Below are 25335 nucleotides of genomic sequence, written 5' to 3' on the forward strand. Positions count from 1 at the left end.
GCCTGTTCCAGAAGACGTTAACGACGGCCCGCCTCTTTTTTCACGGCAGAATAAGGTTAATGATGGAGAAGAGGGTGCCAGCGGTATAACTGCGTCACCGGATTGCCAGTCTGGCAAGCGCTGGATTTACGCCTTTATCAGCGCGATGTCGCTGATTAGCGAGAGTAAGAGGGTGACGTTTAGCCGTGAAACGCTTTGTTTTTTCCAGGCAGTGCTAATATCTTTGAAATAATGATGGCAAATAACAGAGACCTGCTGTGGGAATGAATAAAACCTATAAACCCTCGTTAAAAGGGCTTCTGTGCCTGCATTCTGTTGGTTGCATAGTCATTACTGCACTCATGCTGATATTGGTGGTGGGCGTTGTTCTTAAGGTTCTGACTGAAAAAAGAATCATTGAATCTAACACCGCCTATGCCCGTAAGCTTGCTGATATGGCCGACAGTACATTCAGAACGGCACAAAAAGAGCTTGCATACAGTGCCACTCAGATTAAACGTTTTGAAGACAAACAGGCACTACAGCAAGAAGCTGACAGATTAAGACTGCAATCGGATATGTTCAGTTCAGTCGTGATGCTAACGCCAGACGGTTACGTTGCGGCATCCTCTCCACCAGGTTTACTGCCTGTTGGTACGTCTTTGAATGTTGCCCCTGAGCAGTTGATGGCGGTAAAAAAGGGGGCGTTCGTATCAGAACCCTTTACACCTTCCACAGGTAACTATCTCATTTTTTTGTCGAACCCGATCTATTCCTCTTCGGGGGCGTATCTGGGTTATATTGCAGGATCTATCTACCTGAAAAGAAAAAGTATTTTAAGCCGCCTCATGAGCCATCATTTTTACACTGATAAAACAACGATCAGCATTGTTTCAGATACTGGAGAAGTCATTTATTCACCTGATGAGATGCTTACAGGAAAAAACAATCCTTTGACTACCAGCCTGACGACGCGGCTGAATCAGGCCAGCAGCGGTGGATTAAAGACAACGTTAGAACAACGCGACTGCCTGTTAGGCTATTCAGACGTTATCAAAACCAACTGGCACGTATTCGTATGCGTTTCGCCTGACGTGGTCAGCACGACACTCACGCTTATCGCTAAAGATGTGTTGGTTTATGGACTGGTGATAGCATTGCTATTGGTCGGTGTGAGCATCTTTGTTTCCACGCAGATTTCCAAACCGCTCGAAAGACTCGCTGGCCTGACCCGGTCTACTACAACGAAGGATTTGCCTCCCAAAATCAAGGGTATAAAAACGTGGTATAAAGAATCTGACCGGCTGAAAAAATCTTTTTTGGCTTATTCGAACACAATTAATAAAACGTTGGCCATATTACGTGATGATGCAATAACCGATCATCTGACCAAACTGTATAACCGACGTGGATTTGAGCAACTTACCGCGCCTTACCTCTCTGCTAAAAACGAACATAGTCTTGCCTCTTTCGATATCGATTACTTTAAGCGCATTAATGATCACTATGGGCATGATATCGGTGATAAAACGTTAGTGGCCGTCGCGATGTTTTTAAAAAAAGGCTGCCGCACTAACGATATTGTTTGTCGGTTTGGTGGCGAAGAATTTGTTGTTTTCTTTCCGAATACACAAATCTCAGAGGCTGAATCTATTGCAAATCGTATCCGTGAACATATCGCATGTGCGCAATTTAGCGAAGTAGGAAAAATGACAATATCAGCTGGCGTGGAGAGTTTAGCTCACCATAACAACGATATTGAGGAAACATTGCTTTCCGTTGACCAATGGTTGTACCAGGCAAAGCATGAGGGGCGAAACAGAGTTGTTTCTGCCAGAAGTAAACTGATTTCGTCGTAAAAAATGCACTGCACGACGTCAAGATTATCAACATTGAGATCTCAGCGTCGTGCAGTGGACAAGGGTGAAAAATCGTTAAAAAAGCTAACTACTTCTTTCACAGACGAAAAGTGGCGTAGTCTCAGAGTAAAAAAGCCAGGCTTTATCACCGTAAGGCCTGATTTTCAGCAGCAGAGGCTTCCCTTTTTCAATAAAGAAATCAGGTAGCCATTTTCTTTGATCCTGAACGCTCATGGTCATTTGTGGCGAGTTGATGACCAAATCTGAGTTAAGGTGATAATAATAGCCCTGTTCTCGATAGGAGAAAGATATGGTTTTACTTAAATAACCATCGCCTTTATTTTTTTCATGAAGCGTACCCGAGAGAGCCAGTATCCCTTTGCCATTCTGAATGTTTTGAGAAATGAATAAATTTAGCGTGCTATCTTGCCACTGATAAGAAATATCCGCTTTACACGATATACGGTGTTCCCGGTTTCCACTAAATGGATACAATAAAAGAGCGATAAAGCATAGCCCTGTCAGAACCAGAATTTTATTCATCATTGAAATTCTTAACATAATAATGAGAGAGACAGTTTGCTCGAATTGTAGCGTGCAAGGGGTGCTGGCATTGAAAGTAAGAGAGTCTGTCAGCATTTTTAAAAGATGTCATATAGATATATTGACTGTCTTTACAATTGATATCCAAATCATCTACGCGTTTTTTTAACTCAGCGCTATTGAGCCAGGCGTCTGAGTTATTAAAAATCACGCAGCCTTTATAGTCCATGCTGTGAGCGAAAACGGGCTCTGCCGATTGCGGTTCGACTTTGATAAAAATAAAAATACAGCAAAAAGAAACGAAAGTGATGGCGGTAAAAAACACATTTTTAAAAGAGAGTCGTGCTAACAACATTTCTGTTTTGGGTAACCATGGCGAGTGATCACGTTGACGAGTTGAGGGTAAAACCGTCTTATGATCTTTATCATCTTCGACATCTGCGTGCTGTAACACGGCTGGAGATGCTCCCTCGTGGGATTCTGTGTTTTCTTCTGACGAAAGAGGTTCATAATTTTTCTCACTCAAGACAGCTGCTGAAGAAGCTGTAACGGTATTTTCTTTCATCACCACGGTTTGTGGTGACAGGATAAAACCACGCCGGGGCATCGTTCGAATGATGTCTTCCTGCAGTCCGGCTTTACTCAGTGCGCGCCTGAGGCTGGATATATTCTGATAGAGGGACGTAGAGGTCGGCTCCATGCCAAAACGACGCCATGCATAGTCAAAAAACTGTTGATGAGTGACTAACTCACCGACATTTTCAATGAGCAACTCGAAGCATAGTGATGCTGAAGCACTAATGATCGCCGGATTGCCTCTGCCAGTAATTCTTTTTTTCTCGGGTTCAAAAACCAGAAAGTGATTAAGTGTAATCTTTCGGCTCAAAGTGCTCTCCATCTGTACCAAAAGAAATGGACATGAATACCCATCTATTGAAAGGAATTAATAGATAAAAATTTGTTATCTGAATCGACATCAGCATAGTGCTGAATAATTTCCAAATCAAATTAAATAAAAGAGTTTTATTTGCATGCCTTTGTCTTTTTTAATTTAAGTGGAATATAAAATACATGATTTAAGTTGTAAGTAATTGATTTTATTGTTTATAATTTTAAATTTAATTTAATAAAAAATAGTAATGTTTTTAGAGGGAACCTGAAGCGGGTTTAGGCTTCTTATGTAGCCCGCTGTCGCACGCGAAAGACAGCAGATAACGATGTTAAAACGCGCAATTAACTTCTCAAAAATTTCTCTAATAGTAATTATATACATTCTCATTTGCCCTGTCAGTCAGGCGTTCTGGTCAACGGCAGGTGTCAGATTCATTTGAACTCTCATTGGTTTACGCGCTTGCTGCCGTTCACTGCATCATTCAAAATAGACGTTGTTGTCAGCATACGCACTCATATGAAAAACGCACATACATACGTCTTTTAATAAGCCGTCAGCGCTATCCACATCAGAGGTAGGCGTAGCTGCATGCGCGCAATCCTCAGGTCGCGCAGACAGACATCATGCGACCAGGGGGGTTGGGCGAGGATAAAATCTGCAAGAAAATAATGTGCAGGGTTGTTAAACCAACCAGATTAAGCCCAGATTGCAGACTGAGCGGAACGAATACACCCTCCATTTTCAAAGAACCTCTACCTCAATGATACTCATCGTCACTGCAGCCTGAGATCACGCATCAGCCGTTGTTTAAGTAAATCACGCGAGAATTCCAGGTGGGCATCACAGAATCTTACGTTGCTTCGTTTAACGTTAAGGTATTGCATTTCAATGGGGCGTTGATGATGTTTTTAACTGCCCTCACTTACCTGTGTCATTCTGTATTTATCCATACCTGCGACATTATGGCTTAGCAACGCATCGTAGATATCATGTAATCAATATCCCGCTGTAACAAACACCACTCTCATCGACCTGACAGAATGTCTGTCGTTTCCTGATCTCCTGACGTTAAGTATCGAAAGTGCGCAACCCAAGCCTCTGGCCCAATGTTCTAAGAGCGTCACGGTTTGCACAGCACTTTCTTTTTCAAACATATTGCTGATTTAACGGGGAGGTAGGATAAAACGGTAAGCTTTTCTGGTACGACTATCTGACTAAAAGATATGGCTGTGAGTCAATGTAAACCAGGAATGAACTAAAGGAATGAAAATGGTCAGGAATGAAACATCTTAAGTAATGCATTCAGGTCGAGTGACCAACGACAACGTCAGGCTGAACGTTTGTCTATTTTAAACGTGATTAGTAGGGCAATGAAACAGCGTCAATCAGATGTGACGGCATGGCGTTGTGTGTACTGACGCTTCGACACAGAAAAAAGTATGAAAAGGGACTGGAAAGGGCAGGCTAATCCGGCAGGTGTCCATTGCAATCTTTAAAAGACGAGTTTTCACTCAGTGATAAGTAAATATTGGGAGTTGATGTGTATGTTCTTTTCTGAATTTATTTATAAATCAATCAAAAAAAATATTGCTTTAAATGTGGCATAGAGTATATGTCTATCTTATTGATTTTTAACAATAAAAAACAAAAGATTATTTTATAAAAAAAGAGATTAATTCATATGGCGATTTCAATGTTTAACGTTATATTTCTCACCGCATTAAGCCTGAGCGGCTTGTGTCGATTTTTTTTATACAGAGATAAGGAAGAATAACGTGTCTTTTAATAAAACAGTATTAGCGTTGAGTTTCACCACCAGTGTATTATTTTGCCATTCAGCCATGGCGGGAACCGACATTAATGTTCATGGCATCATTGCGCCGAACGCCTGTACAGCAAGTGTTGTAGGCGGTGAGGCTCTTGACTGGGGGATTACTCAGCACAAAGATCTTAATCAAACCGCGGTCAATACCTTTGCAGCGAAACAAGTGACATTACAGGTAAGTTGTCCCTCAGCGCAGAAAGTGGCATTCTGGGCGACCGACCCCAATGAAAGCAGTGCTATGGTGGGTGTGAATACCAATAACAGAAGTGGGCATGCAGATAGTACGCGTATTTTTGGTTTAGGGATGGATCCGGTAACGGGAAATAAATTGGGGAATTTTACCATCAGCCCTGTTTCATCAACGGTAGACGGCGTGACCAATACGACCTCTTTCGGTTACCAGAATAGTGGTTCGCACAGTGGTACTGCGTTTGGTCGTGTGTTAAATGCCGATTGGAGTTATAAGAAAACGGAAGACTGGACACCATGGGATGAAACGACCAGTGCACCAGCCTCAGGGAAAGATATTTCATGGGTGTTTGACATCGAACCGCAATTAAACGCCGGAAATATGATAACGAATGCGCAACAGGTTGACTGGCAGGGTACTGCACAGATTAACGTACGTTATTTTTAATTTATTTTTTTTGAGAGCGACAGCAGGCATCTCCCTATGAGGTGCCTGATTTTGACATGCAAAAAATATATTATGTTGTTACTGTTATTTTCTTTTTAATTTTTACAGCACCAGTGCGGAGTGAAACGCTACATTTTGATTCTAATTTGATGGCTGCGAATGGTATCACTTCTGCGCAGCTTGATAATGCACTTAATCAGCATGTAATGCCAGAGCGAGAAACGGAATCTGATATTTACATCAATGGAAAATATATTTTATCAGGAAGGGTTTTTTCGGTTAAAAATGCAGCGGTTTATTCGGAAGACATAAAATCAAAAGCAGGAATAAAAGCGTTAGCATGGTCGCCCTACAAAGCCAGAAATGGCAGTAAATATTTTTATCTGGATAAACAGATTCAGGCTAAATTTGATCGGGCTAATAATACCTTACGGTTATTAGTCCCTGTAAAATATCTGATTAATCCAGAGGGGAAGCAAAGGTTGAGTGGCGGGAACGGGGCATTTATAAATTACAATACCTATGCCTATCGCTTTTCAGGAGGAGAAACCTCCCTCAACAGTATCAATACAGATTATGAAGCCGGAATTAATATGAACAATACGATTATTCGCTCACATGGTTACTACAGTTCCTTTAGCAGCCGTAACGCACGTACGGCGGTTAACACGATACGTGATGGCTATATTGAGCGAGACTATCAAAATGTTCGCGTCCGCGCAGGACGAACAATCGTTAGCGATGGTGGGTTTGGCACTGGCTATATTGATGGTGCCATCATCTCCTCCGCCAACGGCAACGCGACGGCATTTGTGAACTTTAATTATGAAGCTGCAGAAACGCTGACTGTCGAGTTCTGGCAAAATAACTTGCTTCTCTGGAAACAAATCATTCAGAAAGGCCATGCGGAACTGCGTAATATTCCGGTAGCTGGCTTTAGTGATGACGTCAGGGTATTGGTTAAGCGAGACGGGCAGATCGTTGACTCGCGCATCATCTCACGCGCGCAAATCACCTCTGACCAGGATGGTAACGCGGGCTATTATGCTTTTACGGGACGTACCGTTAGCGGCAGCAGAAGCACGGTAAGCGGCGCCGGTTTCTCCAGAACGCTAAATTCAATCTTCGCCCCATCGGTCGCTATGGTCACTGCGTCAGGCTATCGCGGGCTTACGGTCAGCAATACGGCTTTCGAAAAAGATTTTCGCTTTCGCTCCAGCCTGACAAGCGTACAAAATGAGAAAAACCAGAAGGGCCTGAGTTTGGATGTTTCAGGCAGCTATAAAAATACCAGCCTTAATTTTAGTCGTAACAGCCGGCATTTTAGCTATATTGGCCAGGCACGACTCGGGAATTACAATGCACAGCGGAGCAGCATTGGTTTAACGCAGACGCAGCAGTTTTCCTATGGCGTGACAGGAAGTATCTCGTTAACACATTATCGTTTCTACGATGCGCCTGGTTTCAATTCATTGTCAGGCAGTCTGAACTTACCTGTGGGAAAAGCTTCGTTGGGCGTAGGTGTCTCCTACATGTCTTTAAGCCCCGGACAAACGCAAAAAGATAAGATCAGCCTCAATCTTTTCTTGAGCCTTCCACTAAGTTTCAACAAACACAGCGCTAACTGGCGAAGTCAGTATTACACGTACGGTAACAGAGCGCGCCTGTCGAATTCGCTCAGTGCGCCGGTATCTAAAAACTATACCGTGACTGCCAGCCAGATGCGTACGTCGGGCGCGGGTCGGTCAGAAAGCTACTCGCTGGATAATGCCGTCATTACACCTTACACCACTGCGGATGTCTCGCTCTCCCAGGGACGAGATGCCGGAGGCGTATCGCAGACCACCGCGGCATATTTATCCGGTGCTGTTGCCATTAGTAAAGAAGGCGTTATTTTCTCACCAAACCGTATTGGCAATACCTGGGCGGTGGTCGACACAGGCGTCCATCATTATCTTGATGTCGCCTCATTACAAAGTAGTGCGGTCACCAATCATGATGGAAAAGCCATAATTACGCCTGTCGCTGAAGGACGAAATGATTTTATTCGCGTTAGCCCGGAAGGTCTGCCATCAGGTGTAATCATTAAAAACAACGTCAGAGATTTTTCAGCTGTTCGCGGATCGGTGCCGTTCTTTAAATTTGGCATAGCGGATAACCGTTCAATGCTGTTGAAATGGAGCCACAAACCTTCTGACATTCATCAGAGTGATCTTTTTTATGACGGTTCTGGAAAATTAATTGCCCGTTTCATCGACAAAGATATTCTTTTAATCGATGAAAAAGATATCGGAAAGCTGGAATCAGAAGGTATGTCGTCACCTACGCATTTAAATATGCAATGTAAACTTTCATCTCGTCGTCTGAATCAACAGGAGAGTATTAAAAATGTTATTTTCAACTGCCATGCTTCGTAACGTTTCTATGAGTGTTTTCATATTTACAGGTCTTATTCATGATGCCAGTGCCGAAATTCTACCTTCATCATCAGCGGTGTTGATCGAGTCAGGTAAGCAGGAGTCGACTATTGATATTAAGAATAATGGCGATAAAAGTGTGCTGCTTTACAGCAAAATCCGGCGTCTACCAGACGATAATCTTGCCGGTGGCACACTGTATACTGAACCTCAGGCTATTGTAATAGGTCCGGGCGACATCCAGAGCATTCGGGTAATTTACCGTACCAATACGCCGGATGTAAAAGAGCATATCGCGCGCGTCGTATTTACAGGATTACCACCTAAGGACGAGGTCAGCGATGGAAAGGTGAAAATTCTCATTGGGCAAGATCTGCCGGTCGTAGTTAACGTCAGAAAAGATATCGAGCAAAAAGATATGTGGCAGCGCGTACAATATCAGTTAGTCCGCGGCGATCTCTGTATAAGTAATCCCAGCGCTAAAGTGTTCCGTTTCTCACCTTTGGTTAATACAGATGAAGGCGGATCGAAAATCACTTTTACGAAGCCTTATGTTCTTCCGCAGGAGACGTTGTGCGCTACACCTTCTCATCCACTTTCAAAGGGTATGCATCTGAGCATCACCAGCGTCAGTGATTATAATTATCAGTTAAAAACAAATAAAGTCACCCTGTAGTTTATTGCAGGCGCGCCTTTGAGGTTTACTGATTCGCTATGGAGATAACATGTGCTTAGGGTTATCGGGAAACATGGAGAAAATGTTTTTTTAACGGACAAAGAAATTGCCGTAATAGGGTTTTACATGACCGGAATGAAATTACAGCAGATTGCGTGTCGGACAGGCATGGATGTGCTGAAAATTCGTTACCACAAACGCAGGGTGATGCGTAAATTAGGTGTGAAAAACAATAAGGAACTTATTCTCTGGTTCATCGCCAACCGTCCCTCTTTTAGTCTTGAGGAGAGGGAGGGTTAGTGCAAAACGAGGATTCATCCAATTAATGACCAACGGGTGTACGTGGTTTGAATATTTTGGCGAACGCTCTCGGCACTGTGCCGGCGATATGCCTTCCTCTCCGCAATGTGAGTGGGCAGGTGCAGGGAAGGTTTATGGCGTTGGAGGCGGTGCTGGCAAAACGTTGCGAGGAAAAGGGGGCTTTTGGCCGCTGTAGGGGGGAAAGATATTGCCGGAGGATTCTGCGCCTTTCTGTAACTGGCGGGGATGAGTTACAGACAGGCGCAGATAATACCCTTTCTGGTTGTGTAACGTCCTAAAATTGTTATCTCAATGTTCTGAGCTGAACGCTTTATTGAATATAAAAATAGCGAGAGGCTAATAAAAAACAGTACATCCGATATTCTGAGAATGGAAATCTGTTCTGTGTGGCTTCGTGCTTAGGGTTTCTATCAATTAGACGCGGCGTTTTTAGAAATTATGATGCCGGGTTGAGGGGGGCATGTTAATCCGGTACGTACAATCCGGAATTATCTTAGCTAGTCGTTCACTGAATGCCACCAGGTTAGGGAAGGTGGCATTTTTATATGGCGTTGGGATGATGAATGACAGGTTGGGATTTGAAGTTGATTGTTAATTAAATATTTTTTTGGTTATTTGTGGAGAGATAAAAAAATTATTGCTCCAGTGGAGGGGTTGTGACTTTTATGGATAATGCAAAACGTTGTCTGACATTTACTGAAAATGAAGTGGCGGTTACCTGGTTTTTTATGACCGGGATGACAGTAAGGCAAATAGCCGAATGGATGAATCTGCCGGAGAAAGCAGTCAGTTATTATAAACGGAGAGTGATGAAAAAAATCGGCGTGAAGAATGATAATGAATTCATTATGTGGTTTTTGGAAAACAGGCTTTCTTATCAGAGGAGCGAGATTGAATTTTCTATCCTCCGTCAGAATAAAAGAGCGATCAGGATAAAGTAAATGTTGCAAAAAGATTTAATTGATATGGGAATTAAAAAGAATGCAAGATGCATCCTTACCAGCCTGTTTTTACTGTTATCACTTACAGGTTGTAGCCATAGCATTTCGTCAAAAGCAAACAGGCAAGACTATACGCTGAGCCATGATTATTCTTCACTCGCCCAAAACGAACGTATTCGTTTCCTGGTTTTTCATTACACGGCCGCTGATAACGCAACATCGTTAAAACTTCTTACAGGTAATAATGTCAGCGCCCATTACCTTATTCCTGAGTCGCCTGACAATACAGCAGATAAACCCCTCATCTATCAACTGGTCCATGGAGATAAGCGCGCCTGGCACGCCGGTGTCAGTAACTGGAATGGGCGTGTCAATCTCAATGATTCTTCTGTCGGTATTGAGATTGTTAATCGTGGTTTTTCAGAAAATATGTTGGGACATAAAACCTGGTATCCCTACGATGAAAAACAAATCAAGGCGCTTGTCGCGTTGTCCAGGCGCATTATCCAGCGTTATAATATTACCCCTGATAACGTAGTCGGTCATAGTGATATCGCCCCCCTGCGAAAACAAGACCCCGGTAAGCTGTTTCCCTGGAAACAACTGGCTGCTCAGGGGATCGGGGCCTGGCCGGAAGCAGAGAAAATAAAAAAATATCTCAACGGTCGTCTGCCAACCGCACCTGTGAATGTTCATAAAATGCAGGTGCTACTTAAAACCTATGGATATGATGCTATTCCACAAACGGGTGTGCTGGACGAGGAGACTATAAAAACCATTCAGGCGTTTCAAATGCACTTCAGACCGGCGCTTGATAACGGCATACCTGATGCGGAAACAGAGGCAATTGCTCAGGCGCTTAACGAACAGTATCGCCCAAAGGCCATTGATTGAAGGGATCATCAACTCAAGGCCAGGCAGCGACTTTGAGCATCGGGCTGTTACGCATGCCAATAACGCAGAGGCGGTTTGCTGGGTGGGCGGCTAACGGGCAAACGTTATGTTTAGGCTGACTCCTTATAAGGGCTCCAGTCAGTTTGTTAACGGAGCCAGACGGCGATTCATATCGCAATTTTCCCGTGTTGGCTGTTGTGGATTTAACACCTGGTAAGGCATGTGGCGCGTTTCTCCTTTACTCGGCTTTGCCTTAAATACGTCAATCTGACGGGTTGAGGGCAGGAGCCAGTGCGATTGTTCGTTTTCACGCCCGACATGCTTGCAAGCGATGCGCGTTCACCTGTCAGGCTTGCCTGCACCATCACATTTTCCAATGACGCGTCATCTTGTAACTTCTCAACTCGCATGACAGTATCGTTACATGTATATACATGTACTACCGTTTACGCATCCATCCGTTCAACAATAGGTCTCAACGCACCGCGTATGCTGTATTCCAGTGAGGAAACTATGCCAGCTGAATCACCTGCAGCAGATTATTCAGGCGCAGAGAAACCGCGCCTGTCAGAAACCCGTTCGATTGATTACATCCCGCCGCGCGAACGTCACGGGCAGCCTTTCAGCCAGTTTACCCTCTGGTTTGGCGGTAATCTGCAAATCACCGCCATTGTCACGGGCGCGCTGGCTGTGGTTCTGGGCGGCGATGTGGTGTGGTCGCTGGTTGGGCTGCTGGTCGGCCAAATCATCGGGGCGGGCATCATGTCGTTACATGCCATTCAGGGCCCGCGCCTGGGGTTACCGCAGATGATCACCAGCCGCATGCAGTTTGGTGTATTCGGTGCGGTCATTCCCCTGGTGCTGGTCTGTATAATGTACGTCGGCTTTTCTGCCAGTGGTACGGTGCTGGCGGGACAGGCGCTGGCGAAGCTTATTCACGTCAGCAACGCGACCGGAATGGTGGTGTTTAGCGCCCTCATTGTGGTCATTGCCGTACTGGGTTATCGCGTGATTCATCAGCTAGGAAAACTGGCGAGCGTGATTGGCGTTTTGGCTTTTGCCTATCTGTTTATTACGCTGCTCTCGACCCATGACTTAACAGCGGTATGGCAGAACCGGCATTTCACCCTGGCTAACTTCCTGTTGGCGGTGTCGCTTTCCTCCTCCTGGCAAATTGCTTTTTGTCCTTACGTCTCCGACTATTCGCGCTATCTGCCCGCCAATGTCTCTGCGGTGAAGCTGTTCAGTTCGGTGTTCTTTGGCAGCCTGTCTGGCACACAGGCTTCGATGAGCCTGGGAGTTATTGTTGCCGCGATTGCCGGGAAGGCGTTTTCAGGCAATGAGGTCGGCTATATTGTGAGCTTAGGCAGCACCGCAACGATGGCGATGGTGATCTATTTTGCGATCTGCTTTGGGAAAATCACCTTTACCACCCTGAATGCCTACGGCAGCTTTATGTCGCTGACGACAATTGTATCGGGCTTCCGCCAGCAAACCTCGCTCAGTCGGGGGGCACGCGTTCTGTTTGTGCTACTGATGGTCACCGTTGCCTGCATCATTGCACTGCTCAGTGAACCGGCCTTCCTGAAATCCTTCACGCATTTCCTGCTGTTCCTGCTGGCCTTCTTTGTCCCCTGGAGCGCGATAAGCCTGACTGATTTCTATCTCATCACGAAAGGCAAAGTGGATGTCCCGGCACTGTCAACGCCAGACGGACGCTATGGCCGCTGGAACTGGTCCGGTATTACGGTCTACTGCCTGGGGGTGATGGTGCAGTTGCCCTTTATCGATAACCCGTTACATCATGGTTCTCTTACCTGGGTTTTTGCCGGCAATGACATCTCGTGGATTATTGGCTGGTTGGTGACGGCACTGCTATGGCTGATCGCCAGCCGATGGGATCGCCGGGGTAAACTGGCGCGTTCAATCTACCCGGCTGAATAACAGGGTTAGGGCCGCCGGGCAGGGCGGCGGTTACTGACCGCTACGGGTTAATGCGACTTGCATTTCCCTGACCAGCCACTCCCGCAGTGCCGCCACGTCAGGTCGATCCGCCATATCTTTCATCGTCACCAGATAGTAATTCGCGCCCGGTAAGCATGACCCGAATAACGTCACCAGCATGTTACGTTTAATCAGATCCTCCGCCAGCAGCTTGCTGGCAATGACCACGCCTTGCCCCGCAACCGCTGCCTGCAGTGCGTGCGTTTCATCACTGAAATAGAGACCTTTGCTGATGTTCAAACTGGACGGCCCATAGCGGCGTTTCCAGTGCGACCAGTCCGGTGATTCTGTCGGAACATGGCGGTTTTCGACGTGGAAAAGCGTGACGCCGAGAAGATCGCCGGGCGCATTCAACGCCAGCAACGGGCTGGCTAACGCCACAAACCGATCCTTGTAGAGCAAAGTATTGTGCAGCTCATCTTCCGGGGCTTCACGATAGCGGATCGCCACGTCCACGGTGCGCTGGGTTAAATCGACCTTTTCAACGCTGGTGTGCAGATGTAAGTCAATGTGCGGAAATTGCGCCTTGAAATCTGCCAGGCGCGGAACCAGCCAGTTGGTCAGAAAATTGGATGTGGTGGTAATGGTTAACGTCGGCGGCCGTCTTGCCCGGTCAATCTTACTGACCGAGGTTTCTAATGCTGTAAAGGCGGACTGAGTGCCCGCATACAGCAGCTTACCGGCTTCCGTCAGCTTAACGCCCTGAGCATTGCGTTCAAATACCCGACATTCAAGCGTCGATTCAATCAAACGTATCTGGTGGCTGACGGCTGTCGCGCTCACGTTCAGCGTTATCGCGGCCTGCTTAAAGCTCAGGGCTGACGCGACGGAATGAAACGCGCGCAGCGCACCAAGCGGCGGTAAACGGGATGGCTTCATGATGAGTTATTTTCACCTATGGCTGAAAACTATGACTTTGATTCCCTTGCAGCACAGACCGTAAGCTTAATTCATTACTCAGCCACGATGAATTTAATTTTATGTCATCTGTTATTACTGCGAGGCTTGCTATGGCGATTTTCACTTTACCTGAATCAGATTCTGTTACTGAAGAGGGAAGAAACATCACGTCTGGTATCCTGTTAAGTCTCCTGGTCGCTGAGCTGGTACTGATTTTCAGCTTTGCCATGACGCAAGGTTTTATTGCTGGGGGGATGGGGCTAAGCTCGCTGCTGGCTTCATTCTTCTTTGGCACTATGCTGGCCAGGCTGGGCATCATGAAACGTCAGCAGGTTGTCACTCGTCTTTGCTATGGGTTTCTCCTGGCTGCCTGTGGTTTAGTCTTGCTTATAATCGCCTTTCAAAACCCTCACAATGCCTGCCTGCTGCTGCCTGGTGTGGGTTTATCCGGGCTTGGACAAGGCTGGGTGGCTGAACCCTTGAAGCGCCACTGGAAGGAGATTCGCCCCAGTGGTTTACGGGTGTCAGTTATGGTGCTGGCAATGATCTTCAGCAGTGTGATTATCCTTCTCGCCAGACACTGGGGCGGGTTTACGGGGGCGACTGGGCTTTTAACAGACCTGGCATTGCTGGGTGGGTTGTACTGTAAAATTATTCAGCAAACCGGCATTTCGCGGTAGGTACGAGAGCGTTATCACTCGGTTTGCACGTTTTTGCTTAGGGCGCTGGCGGCCGTTACGCTGATTTGTGTCTGCAACTGAGCAGTCAGCGGTCCGCGTATCTGGAAGTCAGCGCGAGATCCCAATACGAATGGATACGTTATTAGCCAGTAAGAGCGTATCTTCTTGTCAACGCGCCTCCACTTCTCGCTCAAAACTGCCGGCGACAACCCCCGATCGCTGAATGACGCATTCAGACATATCGGCTGTTCAACTTAAATGTTATTCAGGACAGGCGCCGAGCGAGTTCAGTCAGACCGACTGTTTGTACAGGAAAGTCCACAGAAAATTAGCGTCAGGCAATAAAACGACGCTGAAACAATTGTACTGTTAATATTGCTGCACAATTAATGGGATCGTAACTTCTCAATTGCACTGTCGCTTAGGTTGAGTACTGATTTAACGCTAGTGTTTATCCTGTCAATAATGGCCTGCCGTGGGCCAAGATGCCATTCTTCACTGTTATAAAAAGATTCCTGAGAAGATTTTAGAGACGAGAGACTATCATAAGCTCTGATTAGATAGTAAGCGTCGTCGTCATGAGCTGAGTTACCAAAAGAAACAATATCCATACCCGCTGAACGGTGAAGTGGAGCGCTTTCTTCTGTCATGATTCTGTGGAAGTCTTTCCCGGTACCGGGTTTGAGGGTGTACAGCAAAAATTCGACTGCTTTCATCATCAATATCCTTTTTTCATCATGGTGAACGATTACTTTGTAAAGCAGTGGAACCTGACAGAATGGACGTGATGTTCAGACTGACATCGCGCCATTACTTAGCAATGCCCAAACGAATTCACAGTGCCAGGCCCGAAGACGGCAACTGGCTTACTTCAGATCAAGGGATTGAATAACAGCAGCCACTTCAGGAATATCACTCGCAGACAGGGGAAGGAGAGGTCGGGGCAGGCAGTCAACCTCGGTCAGCCCCAGCACGCCCGCCGCCGCTGCCATAACACGGATGCTGCCTCCGTGTTTGCGAAACAGCGCCCATAGCGGATTAAGGCGCTCGCCGAGCTGCGTAACCCGCTCGTGCTCTCCGCGTGCTGCTGCGTCGGTGATTTCTTTTGCCGCATGCGGGAACAGGCCGCCGCAGACGGAGTACCACACGTCACAGCCTGCGTTGAGTCCTGCCGCCGCACTGGCGTCGCCGCTAATGCCAACCGTTACCTCTGCAGGCAGTTTTTCCTTCAGGCGTTGGACGCGTGCCAGCGCCTCCTCCGGCGAGGCCGGTACGCCCGGGATTTTAACGGATTGAATGCCAGGCAGCCTGGCGATACGTCCGTGCAATTCGTCAGAGAACGTAAAGCGCGTTGTACTTGGATTATCATAGATGCAGACCGGCACTGAAGTGTGCTGCGTCAGGGTCTCAAACAAGCCAAAAACCTCATTGTCCGTCAGCGTCTGGTACGAAACTGGCGGCAGCAGCAGCGCATCTGCTCCGGCCGCCTGCGCGTCATCGGTCAGCCGCATTACCTCATCGGTGCTGACGGCACCCACGCAAACCATCACCGGAATCGTGCCCGCATACGACTTTGCAATGCCAGCTATCCGGCTACGCGCCTGGCGCGTCAGGTAGGCATAACTGCCTGTTGATCCCAGAACGCCAATCGAGTCGACGCGGGCCGACGTAATGCGTTCAAGAAGGCGGACAAATCCACGTTCGTCAAAACCATTGCGCGTAACAGGAGTAAGTGGAAAAGCGCTCAAACCGTGAAACATAGGTTATTCCTCCAGAATAAAGATAAGTTTGCTGCTATCCGACATCCCATTTCTCAGCGCGCCTACGCGCTCACCGTCATGGTAAAAACCAGTGTTTCATCGCCTGCGCAGGCATATTAACTTTTTTGTTCACTGGTCATTATCGTGATTTAAAACGGTCATTACAGGATTATTTTATGTTCCCCGCTCATCCGTCAATCAGCCCTGACGTTGCACGTCTCGCGCCGGGCTTCCGTGCATTGAGTCTCAGTGTGCTGCTCCAATAACAAATCCCCGTGTGGGAGAAGATGCACTGCGCAAAGCCTTCGAGGACGTGGTTGTGTAAACTGCGGCCGGGAAGATAACCTGCGTATCCGCGTCTCGCGCAAAGGGTTGTTGGAAGATGAAAGCGCTTTCCTGTCAGGACGAGGCGCACGCAGGTAAATGCGCCAACGAACCCGTATCCTCCCTCCGTCACGGCCTGCTTCGGCCTGGCACCTACACTGTATTTTTATAAAACAATGTGGATGTCTGTCTAAAGTGCAAGGCATACAGCGCATTGCACGTCATATTGGTCGTCAATTTTTAACCTGTCGCACACACAAACACCTGGCCGTTGACCACGGATTCATCACCTGTAACGAGAAAACGCACACGCCAGGTTGGAATGCCGATATTCTGCGTGTTCTCTGAAAAGGTCAGCTATAAATAACGATTTCAGTAGGTTGCTCTGATTTTCTTAGTCAAATATCCGTTTCTTTTGAAGGTTTTTAACTGTCCGACACGGCAGCGGGTCAAATTTTTCATAAACTGATGTACGTAATCATGTAATCCTCAGATAACCGAGAGAACAACGGTTACTGATTTTAGTGACTTGTCTGGCAACTGAATGTTGTCGGTGGAATGGAAGGGAATATGATGTCTTTGATTTTTGGTGAGTTATCGGGTGCGCCAGCCTGGGTACCTGCAGTATTACTCGTTATTCTCTCATTAATAGTGGGGTTTCTTGCTCGATTTATTCTTCTCAGGTTTATCCGTTACTGGCAAAGCCGCGACAGAAAGTTATTCAAATCCCTTGAAAAGCACCTTCGTGGGTCCCTGTTTCTTTTTATCCCTTTAGTGTTAATCAATATCGGGGTGAATTATATCAATATCCCCCCGCAATCCCTTAATTTCATAACGGCTACCGCCAATATATTTATTATTTTATCCGTCTGCTCTATTTTGATTCGATTGACGAATGTCGCACAGGATATGCTTTTTATACGCTATGACATTAATCTTTCAAATAACCTTCGTGCCCGTAAAATTCGCACGCAGTTAATCTATGTAAAAAAAGTGGCAATCGTCATCCTTGTGTCATTCTGTTTGTCTATGATTCTGCTCAGTTTTCCAGGCGTGCGTAAATTCGGCACGACAATTCTGGCCGGTGCCGGAGTAGCAGGGATCATCATTGGTTTTGCCCTGCAGAAGTCGCTGGTCAACCTGTTTGCTGGCATCCAGATCGCCTTTACGCAACCAATAAAAATTGACGATGCCGTGGTCGTTGAAAAAGAATGGGGATGGATTGAGGAGATAAATCTGACCTATGTTGTTGTGCGTATCTGGGATCTGCGCCGACTGGTGCTGCCCATTACCTATTTTACAGAAAATGCCTTCCAGAACTGGACGCGTAATAACGCACAAATATTAGGATCGGTGTTTCTTTATGTGGATTACTCCATGCCGTTGGAGCCGCTCCGCAGACATTTTGAAAAAGTGCTGAGCGAAACAAAACTCTGGGATCAACAGACTCAGGTGCTTCAGGTGACCGATACGACCGAAAGAACCATGACCATCAGGTTATTGATGACGGCACAGAATTCCCCCACAGCCTGGGATTTACGCTGTTACGTACGGGAAAAAATGATTGAGTTTATTCAGCAAAATTATCCGCAGAGTTTGCCTCATGTCAGGGCAACCCTGACCGACGCCGATGCGGTAGACAAAGAAGCCCGCTGCTAATCGCGTATTTGGGGAGAGTGGAAGGTACAGAGGTGCTGCTCGCCGTATAAGCGTCAGGACAACTGTACTTCTGCTGTTTGTTTACATGCGTAGTGGATGGCATGATTCGATGATGCAAACCGGACGCATCATTCCATTCTGTTTTTAAGGGGCCCTATGAAACACAAATCGATCTATCGCGTGGGTGACTGTGAGGTTTTTAAAGTGCCTGAACTTGAGGCCTCTTTATCGGTAAGTATGCTCTATCCTGACCAGCCACTGGATAGCCTTTCCCCTGAAAACATCTCGCTTTCGGTGCATAGCTGGATTGTCCGGACACCGGGCGCCACCCTTGTCATTGATACAGCCAGTGGCAACGGGCGTGAGCGTCCCGGATCTCCGCTTTCTCATCAACTGGATACACCTTATGAACATCGTTTCCGCGAGACGGGCATTGATCCCGATGAGGTGGATTTTGTTTTGATCACCCACTTGCACGGCGATCATGTGGGCTGGAACACCCACCAGGTGGAAGGCAAGTGGGCGCCGTTTTTCAGGAATGCGCGCTATTACTGTTCCGATATCGGTCTGAAAAACTGGCAAAACGATCCTGCAAGACAAACCCTGTTAGAGGACAGCATCAATCCGGTTATCGAAGCTGGCTTACTTGAAACGCTGGATATGACGACAAAACCGATCCTTGCTGAATTATTACGCTTTGTGCCCACGCCCGGTCACAGCCACGATCACGCGTCAATTATTCTGCACAGCGCGGGAGAATATGCCTTATTTACCGGCGATCTTATGCATAACGAACTTCAGGTCAGGCAACCCCATCTGGCCTCTCGCTTTTGTGCAGATGCCGACCAGGCGGAAGTGCAACGCCGGTGGGCAATGGAATGGGCCGCCGATCATCAGGCATTATGTTTCAGTTCGCACTTCGCCCAGTCGTCTGCGGGTTATCTGAATAAAACCGCAAACGGGTTTGAATGGCGCTTTGTCTGAGTAAGCCCCTGTCGCTCCGGCTCAGGCACGCCATGGGCCCTTATTTTTGGGTCGCTCAAGGATTTTCGCCCGGCACATCTCCTCGTGAAGAGCGTCGTTTTTAGCTTGCGAGGCAGGGCATAAAACATTCATTCCATCGCCTGTGATAACTTGTTAGGGGTGCCATCATCATGGTTAGACGCATTGGGGTGGAAACCTCCATCGTTAAACACGCAGACAAAAATGTTGAAGTCACCTTGTTGCAGGTAAAGGAGGCGACGCGATGTATCCTGTTTGTCGCCGGGCTGGGGGGAAGCCCACTGCGCCACCTTGAGCTTCTGCAGACCTTTACCCGGCAGGGTATTTCCGTTGTCGCGCCGCATTTTGAACGCCTGACCTCTCCCTTTCCCTCCAGGGCTGAATTGCTGGAACGTAGCCAAAGGCTCGCCTTAGCCGGGAACAACTTTTGCAACCACTATGCCTCGATAACCGGGGTTGGGCATTCACTTGGCACGGTGATTTTATTGATGCACGCCGGGGCCACAGCCTGGACCAAAGCAAGAGAGTCGGTCGTTTTTGACGGCAGGCAGATGTTAAATCAACTAGTGCTTTTAGCACCGCCAGCAGATTTTTTTCGCGCGCCGTCGTCGCTGGCATCCGTCAACCTCCCTGTTCAGATTTGGGCGGGTGAAAAGGACAGCGTTACGCCACTTTCAGAGGCCCTCTTTCTCAACGCGGCATTAGCGCATCACACGCAGACAGATCTTCATGTTGTGAAAGATGCCGGTCATTTTACCTTTATGAATACATTGCCTCCGCACGTCACCGATTCCTTTGCCTCGCGAGATACTTTTCTTTTAGATTTGGGCGCAAAGATATCCCATTTTGTTACTGCTTAGTGCCACAGGGCACAGCCTAACAGCGGCCGGGTTAAGAGGGGCGCTAACGAGATAAACGCGTTCACCCTCTGACTATCAATAACGCGATGATTTTACCCATGACCAGAAGCCAGGGCAGGGATAAACGTCATTGAATGAAATAGCGCCCTGTTGTAACCCGTATTTTAATTCGCGGTGCGCGGTAGTAAAAATAATGGGGTCAATAATGAATAAAAACGGAGGCGTGCTTAGCATGATAGCGAATTATGAGTATCTGACTGGAGGAGGAAATATCGTTATCACTGACATGACATTACCATAGGTGCTGAAATCAATGCTTAAAAATGAATCATTTACGGTTTCGCTTATCCTCTCTGTAACGTCCGATCACATAATATTGAAGTGAAATAAGCTGCTGTTTAATAAGTATAATTAAATTTTTATTCATTTATTTCCCCTGGCTGCCTGCAATTTCCGTCATATAAGTTACGCTTTGAAAGGTGATTAAAAGCAAACAAGACGGCGAATGGTATTTATAATTACCTGATTGACTGGCACTACCATCATTTTAAGTGGCAACGTTATTGTTTGTAATAAACCAGGCCGGAATAGTCTGAAAATGCCTTTTTTTCACGGGCATAAACTTCTTTGTCGATAATTAATTTTTGTTTTGGTTGAAATGCATTTTTAAGAAAAACCGCATTATCTCCGCAGTAACTTTATTATCCGCCAAAGGCCGAATGAATAAGCCAGATAACGCTGATTCTGTATTGCCATGTCCTGTGAATAAGGAAACGCTAACGCAGAATCATCAATGACCCGAGAGGAAAGAGTATGAAAGCAGTCGTTTATAACGGACCCTTTGATGTTTCAGTTAAAGATGTGCCCGATGCCAAAATTGTCCGCCCCACCGATGTTCTGGTTCGCATCACCACCACCAATATCTGCGGCTCGGATCTTCACATGTATGAAGGACGCACCAGCTTCGAGCAGGGCCGTATTTTAGGGCATGAAAATTTGGGCCAGGTGGTTGAAATTGGCAGTGGCGTAGAGCGAATCAGCGTAGGTGACTATGTCTGCCTGCCGTTCAACGTAGGCTGTGGATTCTGCGAAAACTGTGAAAAAGGCCTGACGGGATACTGTCTGACAGCCAACCCTGGTACTGCTGGCGCTGCCTATGGCTTTGCCGAAATGGGCAGTTGGGAAGGCGGTCAGGCCGAGTTGCTTCGCGTCCCCTTTGCCGATTTTAACTGCCTGGTATTACCGCCTGATGCGGTTGAGAAGGAAGATGACTACGTCATGCTGTCCGACATTTTTCCGACCGGCTGGCACGCCACAGAGCTTGCGGGCTTAAAAGCTGGTGAAAGTGTGGCTATTTACGGTGCCGGCCCGGTGGGACTCATGGCAGCGCATTCGGCCATTATCAAAGGCGCATCGGAGGTCTATGTTGTCGATACGCATGCCGACAGGCTGGCACTGGCGGAAAAAATCGGTGCGATTGCCATTAATGCCACGGGGGCTGATGCGGTAAATAAGATTCTCGATCTCACCGATGGTCGCGGCACCGATTGCGGTTGTGAATGTGTGGGCTATCAGTGCTGCAACAAACATGGTGTTGAAGACAATTCTGACACGATGAACAGCCTGGTTGCCTCAACAAAAGCCACGGGCGGTATTGGGGTGGTGGGCGTGTTTGTTCCACAGGACCCGGGTGCAGCGACTGATCTGGCGAAAGAGGGCAAAATGCCTTTTGACTTTGGTAGTTTCTGGTTCAAAGGACAATCCATCCGTACCGGTCAGGCGAATGTTAAAGCTTATAACCGCCAGCTTGCACGACTGATTTCGCAGGATAAAGCGAATCCAGGGCAGATTATCTCGCATCGCTTAAAACTGTCTGAAGCGGCAGAAGGCTATAAGCACTTTGACGATCGCGACAGCGGTTGGACAAAAGTGATTTTAAAACCTTAAGTCGTTCGTCATTACCATGATTGCCCCAGTCTGGTGAGTACGCCCGAGTGCGTGTGAACCAGACTGCGGGCGTTCAGCCTCTAAATGAAAGCCTTTCTTTATCAGTCAATCAGACCTGTTGGCATTGAAAGCCTTAGCTGAAGGTAAGCCCCATCCATGAGCATGATGCGCGGATCGCTTCCAGGGCGAAAAGCGTGAGATTCTTCTAACCGACAAGGTGACTGAAAGGGCGATTACCAGGGCGCGCGGTTTCGATCAAAAAAGAAACCCGCAGTCATCGCCTGGGGAGCCTGATCGGCAAGCCAGACAATGCCATCGGCCGCTTCCTCAACCGTTCTGTAGCCTGTATGCCCATTAAAATCGGTGGCGGTGTAGCCTGGGTCGACGGCGTTTACGCTAATGCCAAACGCAGTAAGTTCATGAGCAAATGCCACGGTCACGCCATTCATCGCCGTTTTCGAACTGGTATAACCCATTGCCTGGACGCGTGAATAGGGATGTGCCCGATCGGCGACCCACGCCAGCGATCCCAGCCCGCTACTCACCATAATCACTCTGGCTTGGGGCGCGAGTTTAAGTAACGGAATAAAACACTGGGTCACGCTGATGGCACCAAAAACGTTAGTGTTATACACCGCCATAATATCGCTGACTGGCTGCTCGCTGGGGGCGACAGGTTGAATCCCGGCAATGCCAGCATTGTTGATAAGAATATCCAGCTTTCCATCTGACTTCAGTACCTGCTCAGCCGCTGCCTGAACGCTGGCGGCCTGAGTCACATCCATCACCGTCAGATGCACATCCAGCCCTTCTGCGGTGAGGGTGTTCAGCGCTGCGTGGCCAGGCTGCTCGTCACGACAAGCCAACCAGACCTTATAACCCAGTAAGCCCAGTTGCCTGGCCGTCTCAAATCCAATGCTTTTGTTCGCGCCGGTGATAAGAACACTTTTGTTGGTCATTTTCTGCTGCCTCAGTTATCTCTGCTGGTGATATGGCCCCGCTAAACGCATTACCGGGCGTGTTCAGCATTTATAGCCCAGGCAATGCTGTTTGATAACAGAGGCTAATACGAATAACCTGATCGAAATGGCGAACAATCTTAGGCCGTGTAGATGAACGATTTATCGATTTTTCTGGCAGTGTTTAATGCTAAGGGCTTTCGTGCGGCAGCCAAAAAGCTGGGGCTGTCTCCTTCTACCGTCAGTGAAAGGGTGACCGCGCTTGAGCTGAGCCTTGGCGTGCCGCTTTTTATCCGCACGACGCGCAGCGTAACGCCGACTGAAGCCGGCCGGATGTTGTCCGAACGTATGTCGCCACTCCTCAGCGAAATGCGGAGCATACTGAACGACGTTGCCAGCTCTCAGCAGGCGGTGCGCGGGGTGCTTAAACTGAACGTCACGGGTGCCGTCATGGTGGATATCCTTCCCGCGCTGATCGATCGGTTTCTTGCTCATCATCCGCGCTTACAGGTGGAAATCATGGTCGATGATCGCCTCATCGAAGCCACATCGGAAGGCTGCGATGCGGGAATACGTTATGGCGAGCACCTTGCCCAGGATGCCATTGCCATTCCCATCGGCCCTCGTCAACAGCGTTTAGCGCTGGCGGCGTCACCGGCTTATCTCGCCGCTCACGGCTCGCCGTCACATCCCGCCAGGTTAACGGAACTTGACTGCATTCGCCTGCGATATTCCAGTGGCGCGCTGATCCCATGGGAGTTTGCGCATAACGGAGAAACTGTCCGCGTCGATGCGCCCGGACGTCTGACTATCGGGGTCAATGGTGTGTCGGGGGCGATCGATCTGGCAATAAAAGGCCAGGGCATTATCGCGACGTTTGAAAACTGGCTTCAGCCTCACTTTGAAACAGGCGTACTCCATCCGTTACTCGAAGCATGGTGGCCTGCTTTTGAGGGGCCGTGGCTCTATTTTCCCAGCCGGTTTATGTCTGCGCCGTTGCGCGCATTTGTTGATTTTCTTAAAGAGGAGCGCGAGGGATGTGCGGATGAAGGCAGGTGCTAACGATTCATGTCGTGATGCGATGCAGCAAGTGCGCCGGGCCATGCTCGCGAACAGGCTAAGGCGCAGGCAGATTTAGCGTTTTAAGGGCGATGTCTTGAGCGACCAGCTGGGTTAATACAAAACCGTACGGTCGGGGTTAACAGGGGAAGCGCAGTAAATTTTAAGACTGCGTCAGGGTGCGCTCTGGCTGTCGCAGTCCGATTGCTTGCTGCACCTCACAAAGCGGTGACAAAATGAGGCCGCCACAGAGGGGATGAGACCGTTTTTCTGCGCGATATCCAGGTCACCGCTATTGTCACATGTCGCACCTGCCGAAACGCCCTGGCAGCGGTGATGTTCAGAAGCCGTCATCGCAAGCTGTAAATCGGTATTCAGATGAGATTTGTAATCATCAAGCGCATCACGAATATCAGCCGGAGCGAGCCATTCCAGGTGCTTAGACGGGCACTGCCGGGTGAGTTCAGCCATGTAAGTTTGCCAGGCATCGTCGGCAGGTGCTGCTGCCAGGGCTGCGGTTGAACCTGCAAATAGCAGGACAGCCAGTTCAAGTCGCATGATCATTTCCCACACCGTTCAGAGGTTATACATCGGGATAGCCATTTTCCATGCTGCATCAGTAATACGTTGAGGTAAAGCGTCTCTGTCGGCACAGGCGCGAGCGGTGAAGGCGCGCCGTTAGCCTTGTTTCCAGCTTGTCTGGCCGGTCGCAATCTCGGTTAGCGGCTCCTCGCGCCACTGCCAGGGTTGCCGAAGTACCACGCGGCTGGCGAATTTTGCTATGCCAATCTCATCTTCCAGCAAACGCTCCATCAGGTCCTGAAACTTGTATAAATTGGGGGCGATAATTTTCAACAGATAGTCGTAGCCACCGCTGATGTTATAGCACTCCACGATCTCCCGGTACTGACAGGCGCCGGATTCAAATTTAATAAAATCGGCAGGGTAATGACTGTTGAGTGTGATCTCGGAAAATACCACCAGATTGTTGCCCAGTTTGTTCAGCGTGACCCTGGCGGCGTAACCCGAAATAATGCCGCTTTGTTCCAGGCGTCGGGTACGCGCTAAACAGGGACTGGGGCTGAGGCTAATCGCCTCAGCCAGTTCAACTATTGAACAACGCCCCTCGCGCTGAAGATGCTCAAGTATTCTGATATCAGTACGATCGAGAGGCTTAGGATGTGACATAGACAGGTG

The 25335-nt window shown here is 47.9% G+C and carries 22 protein-coding genes; 14 read left to right on the forward strand and 8 right to left on the reverse strand.

The features are described from left to right. Positions 1–257 precede the first annotated feature (257 nt). On the forward strand, positions 258–1838 hold the full coding sequence (locus tag A6A26_RS14990; RefSeq protein WP_063879464.1) for a sensor domain-containing diguanylate cyclase: 1581 nt from the start codon (positions 258–260) through the stop codon (positions 1836–1838). 84 nt (positions 1839–1922) lie between these two features. Here the strand turns inward: A6A26_RS14990 and A6A26_RS14995 are convergent, their stop codons facing one another. Both A6A26_RS14995 and A6A26_RS15000 read right to left on the reverse strand, forming a co-directional pair. Beyond that, positions 1923–2381, reverse strand: a complete 459-nt coding sequence (locus A6A26_RS14995) for a hypothetical protein (RefSeq protein ID WP_063879465.1) — start codon at positions 2379–2381, stop codon at positions 1923–1925. Further along, positions 2374–3279 carry a winged helix-turn-helix domain-containing protein gene (locus tag A6A26_RS15000; RefSeq protein ID WP_370513125.1) on the reverse strand — a complete coding sequence of 302 codons (906 nt, stop codon included), beginning with the start codon at positions 3277–3279 and terminating at the stop codon, positions 2374–2376. The genes A6A26_RS14995 and A6A26_RS15000 overlap by 8 nt, the downstream gene beginning before the upstream one ends. A 1769-nt stretch (positions 3280–5048) precedes the next feature. On the opposite strand from A6A26_RS15000, the gene A6A26_RS15005 reads away from it, so the two are divergent. From A6A26_RS15005 to A6A26_RS15035, 7 genes are all read left to right on the forward strand, one after another. Beyond that, positions 5049–5735 carry a DUF1120 domain-containing protein gene (locus A6A26_RS15005; RefSeq protein WP_241536584.1) on the forward strand — a complete coding sequence of 229 codons (687 nt, stop codon included), beginning with the start codon at positions 5049–5051 and terminating at the stop codon, positions 5733–5735. A 56-nt stretch (positions 5736–5791) separates the two neighbouring features. Next, positions 5792–8152 (forward strand): fimbria/pilus outer membrane usher protein, encoded by a 2361-nt coding sequence (locus A6A26_RS15010; protein WP_063879467.1) that lies wholly within the window; start codon positions 5792–5794, stop codon positions 8150–8152. Beyond that, on the forward strand, positions 8124–8828 hold the full coding sequence (locus A6A26_RS15015; RefSeq protein ID WP_013025675.1) for a fimbria/pilus periplasmic chaperone: 705 nt from the start codon (positions 8124–8126) through the stop codon (positions 8826–8828). Before A6A26_RS15010 ends, A6A26_RS15015 begins: the two co-directional genes overlap by 29 nt. Positions 8829–8879: 51 nt before the next feature. Further along, positions 8880–9128: a helix-turn-helix transcriptional regulator gene (locus A6A26_RS15020; RefSeq protein ID WP_013025676.1), complete on the forward strand. Its 249-nt coding sequence runs from the start codon at positions 8880–8882 to the stop codon at positions 9126–9128. Positions 9129–9814: 686 nt separating this feature from the next. Then, positions 9815–10090 (forward strand): helix-turn-helix transcriptional regulator, encoded by a 276-nt coding sequence (locus A6A26_RS15025; RefSeq protein ID WP_029568750.1) that lies wholly within the window; start codon positions 9815–9817, stop codon positions 10088–10090. Further along, a complete protein-coding gene (locus A6A26_RS15030; RefSeq protein ID WP_063879468.1) occupies positions 10091–10984 on the forward strand; it encodes an N-acetylmuramoyl-L-alanine amidase in 894 nt (297 codons plus the stop codon). A 513-nt stretch (positions 10985–11497) separates the two neighbouring features. After that, complete coding sequence (locus tag A6A26_RS15035) at positions 11498–12928, forward strand: purine-cytosine permease family protein (protein ID WP_063879469.1); 1431 nt, start codon at positions 11498–11500, stop codon at positions 12926–12928. Positions 12929–12958: 30 nt separating this feature from the next. On the opposite strand, the gene A6A26_RS15040 is transcribed toward A6A26_RS15035, so the two are convergent. Further along, positions 12959–13867 (reverse strand): LysR substrate-binding domain-containing protein, encoded by a 909-nt coding sequence (locus tag A6A26_RS15040; RefSeq protein WP_063879470.1) that lies wholly within the window; start codon positions 13865–13867, stop codon positions 12959–12961. A 131-nt stretch (positions 13868–13998) separates the two neighbouring features. On the opposite strand from A6A26_RS15040, the gene A6A26_RS15045 reads away from it, so the two are divergent. Next, positions 13999–14568 (forward strand): hypothetical protein, encoded by a 570-nt coding sequence (locus tag A6A26_RS15045; RefSeq protein WP_063879471.1) that lies wholly within the window; start codon positions 13999–14001, stop codon positions 14566–14568. A 386-nt stretch (positions 14569–14954) separates the two neighbouring features. Here A6A26_RS15045 and A6A26_RS15050 read toward each other — a convergent pair whose 3' ends face one another. Further along, complete coding sequence (locus A6A26_RS15050) at positions 14955–15284, reverse strand: NIPSNAP family protein (protein WP_063879472.1); 330 nt, start codon at positions 15282–15284, stop codon at positions 14955–14957. Between the two features lie 150 nt (positions 15285–15434). Further along, positions 15435–16328: a dihydrodipicolinate synthase family protein gene (locus A6A26_RS15055; protein WP_063879473.1), complete on the reverse strand. Its 894-nt coding sequence runs from the start codon at positions 16326–16328 to the stop codon at positions 15435–15437. A gap of 897 nt (positions 16329–17225) precedes the next feature. On the opposite strand from A6A26_RS15055, the gene A6A26_RS15060 reads away from it, so the two are divergent. The 4 genes from A6A26_RS15060 (at position 17226) to A6A26_RS15075 (ending at position 22120) form a co-directional block, all read left to right on the forward strand. Beyond that, entirely contained in the window at positions 17226–18311 is a 1086-nt protein-coding gene (locus A6A26_RS15060) for a mechanosensitive ion channel family protein (RefSeq protein ID WP_172823924.1), read from the forward strand. Between the two features lie 156 nt (positions 18312–18467). Continuing rightward, complete coding sequence (locus tag A6A26_RS15065; RefSeq protein ID WP_063879475.1) at positions 18468–19295, forward strand: MBL fold metallo-hydrolase; 828 nt, start codon at positions 18468–18470, stop codon at positions 19293–19295. Positions 19296–19465: 170 nt separating this feature from the next. Further along, a complete protein-coding gene (locus A6A26_RS15070) occupies positions 19466–20173 on the forward strand; it encodes an alpha/beta hydrolase (protein ID WP_063879476.1) in 708 nt (235 codons plus the stop codon). 813 nt (positions 20174–20986) lie between these two features. Continuing rightward, positions 20987–22120: a glutathione-independent formaldehyde dehydrogenase gene (locus A6A26_RS15075; RefSeq protein WP_063879477.1), complete on the forward strand. Its 1134-nt coding sequence runs from the start codon at positions 20987–20989 to the stop codon at positions 22118–22120. Between the two features lie 233 nt (positions 22121–22353). On the opposite strand, the gene A6A26_RS15080 is transcribed toward A6A26_RS15075, so the two are convergent. Then, positions 22354–23079, reverse strand: coding sequence for an SDR family oxidoreductase (locus A6A26_RS15080; RefSeq protein WP_063879478.1), 726 nt, complete (start codon positions 23077–23079; stop codon positions 22354–22356). A gap of 153 nt (positions 23080–23232) precedes the next feature. Here A6A26_RS15080 and A6A26_RS15085 point away from each other — a divergent pair, with 153 nt between their 5' ends. Continuing rightward, positions 23233–24141, forward strand: a complete 909-nt coding sequence (locus A6A26_RS15085) for a LysR family transcriptional regulator (RefSeq protein WP_063879479.1) — start codon at positions 23233–23235, stop codon at positions 24139–24141. 171 nt (positions 24142–24312) lie between these two features. Here A6A26_RS15085 and A6A26_RS15090 read toward each other — a convergent pair whose 3' ends face one another. Together A6A26_RS15090 and A6A26_RS15095 are read right to left on the reverse strand one after the other, a co-directional pair. Continuing rightward, complete coding sequence (locus A6A26_RS15090) at positions 24313–24702, reverse strand: hypothetical protein (RefSeq protein ID WP_253851892.1); 390 nt, start codon at positions 24700–24702, stop codon at positions 24313–24315. 114 nt (positions 24703–24816) lie between these two features. Next, on the reverse strand, positions 24817–25326 hold the full coding sequence (locus A6A26_RS15095; RefSeq protein WP_063879480.1) for an Lrp/AsnC family transcriptional regulator: 510 nt from the start codon (positions 25324–25326) through the stop codon (positions 24817–24819). Positions 25327–25335: the final 9 nt, after the last annotated feature.

Origin of the sequence: Pantoea sp. OXWO6B1 (genome assembly GCF_001641135.1) — a bacterium.
Lineage (GTDB): Bacteria > Pseudomonadota > Gammaproteobacteria > Enterobacterales > Enterobacteriaceae > Pantoea > Pantoea allii.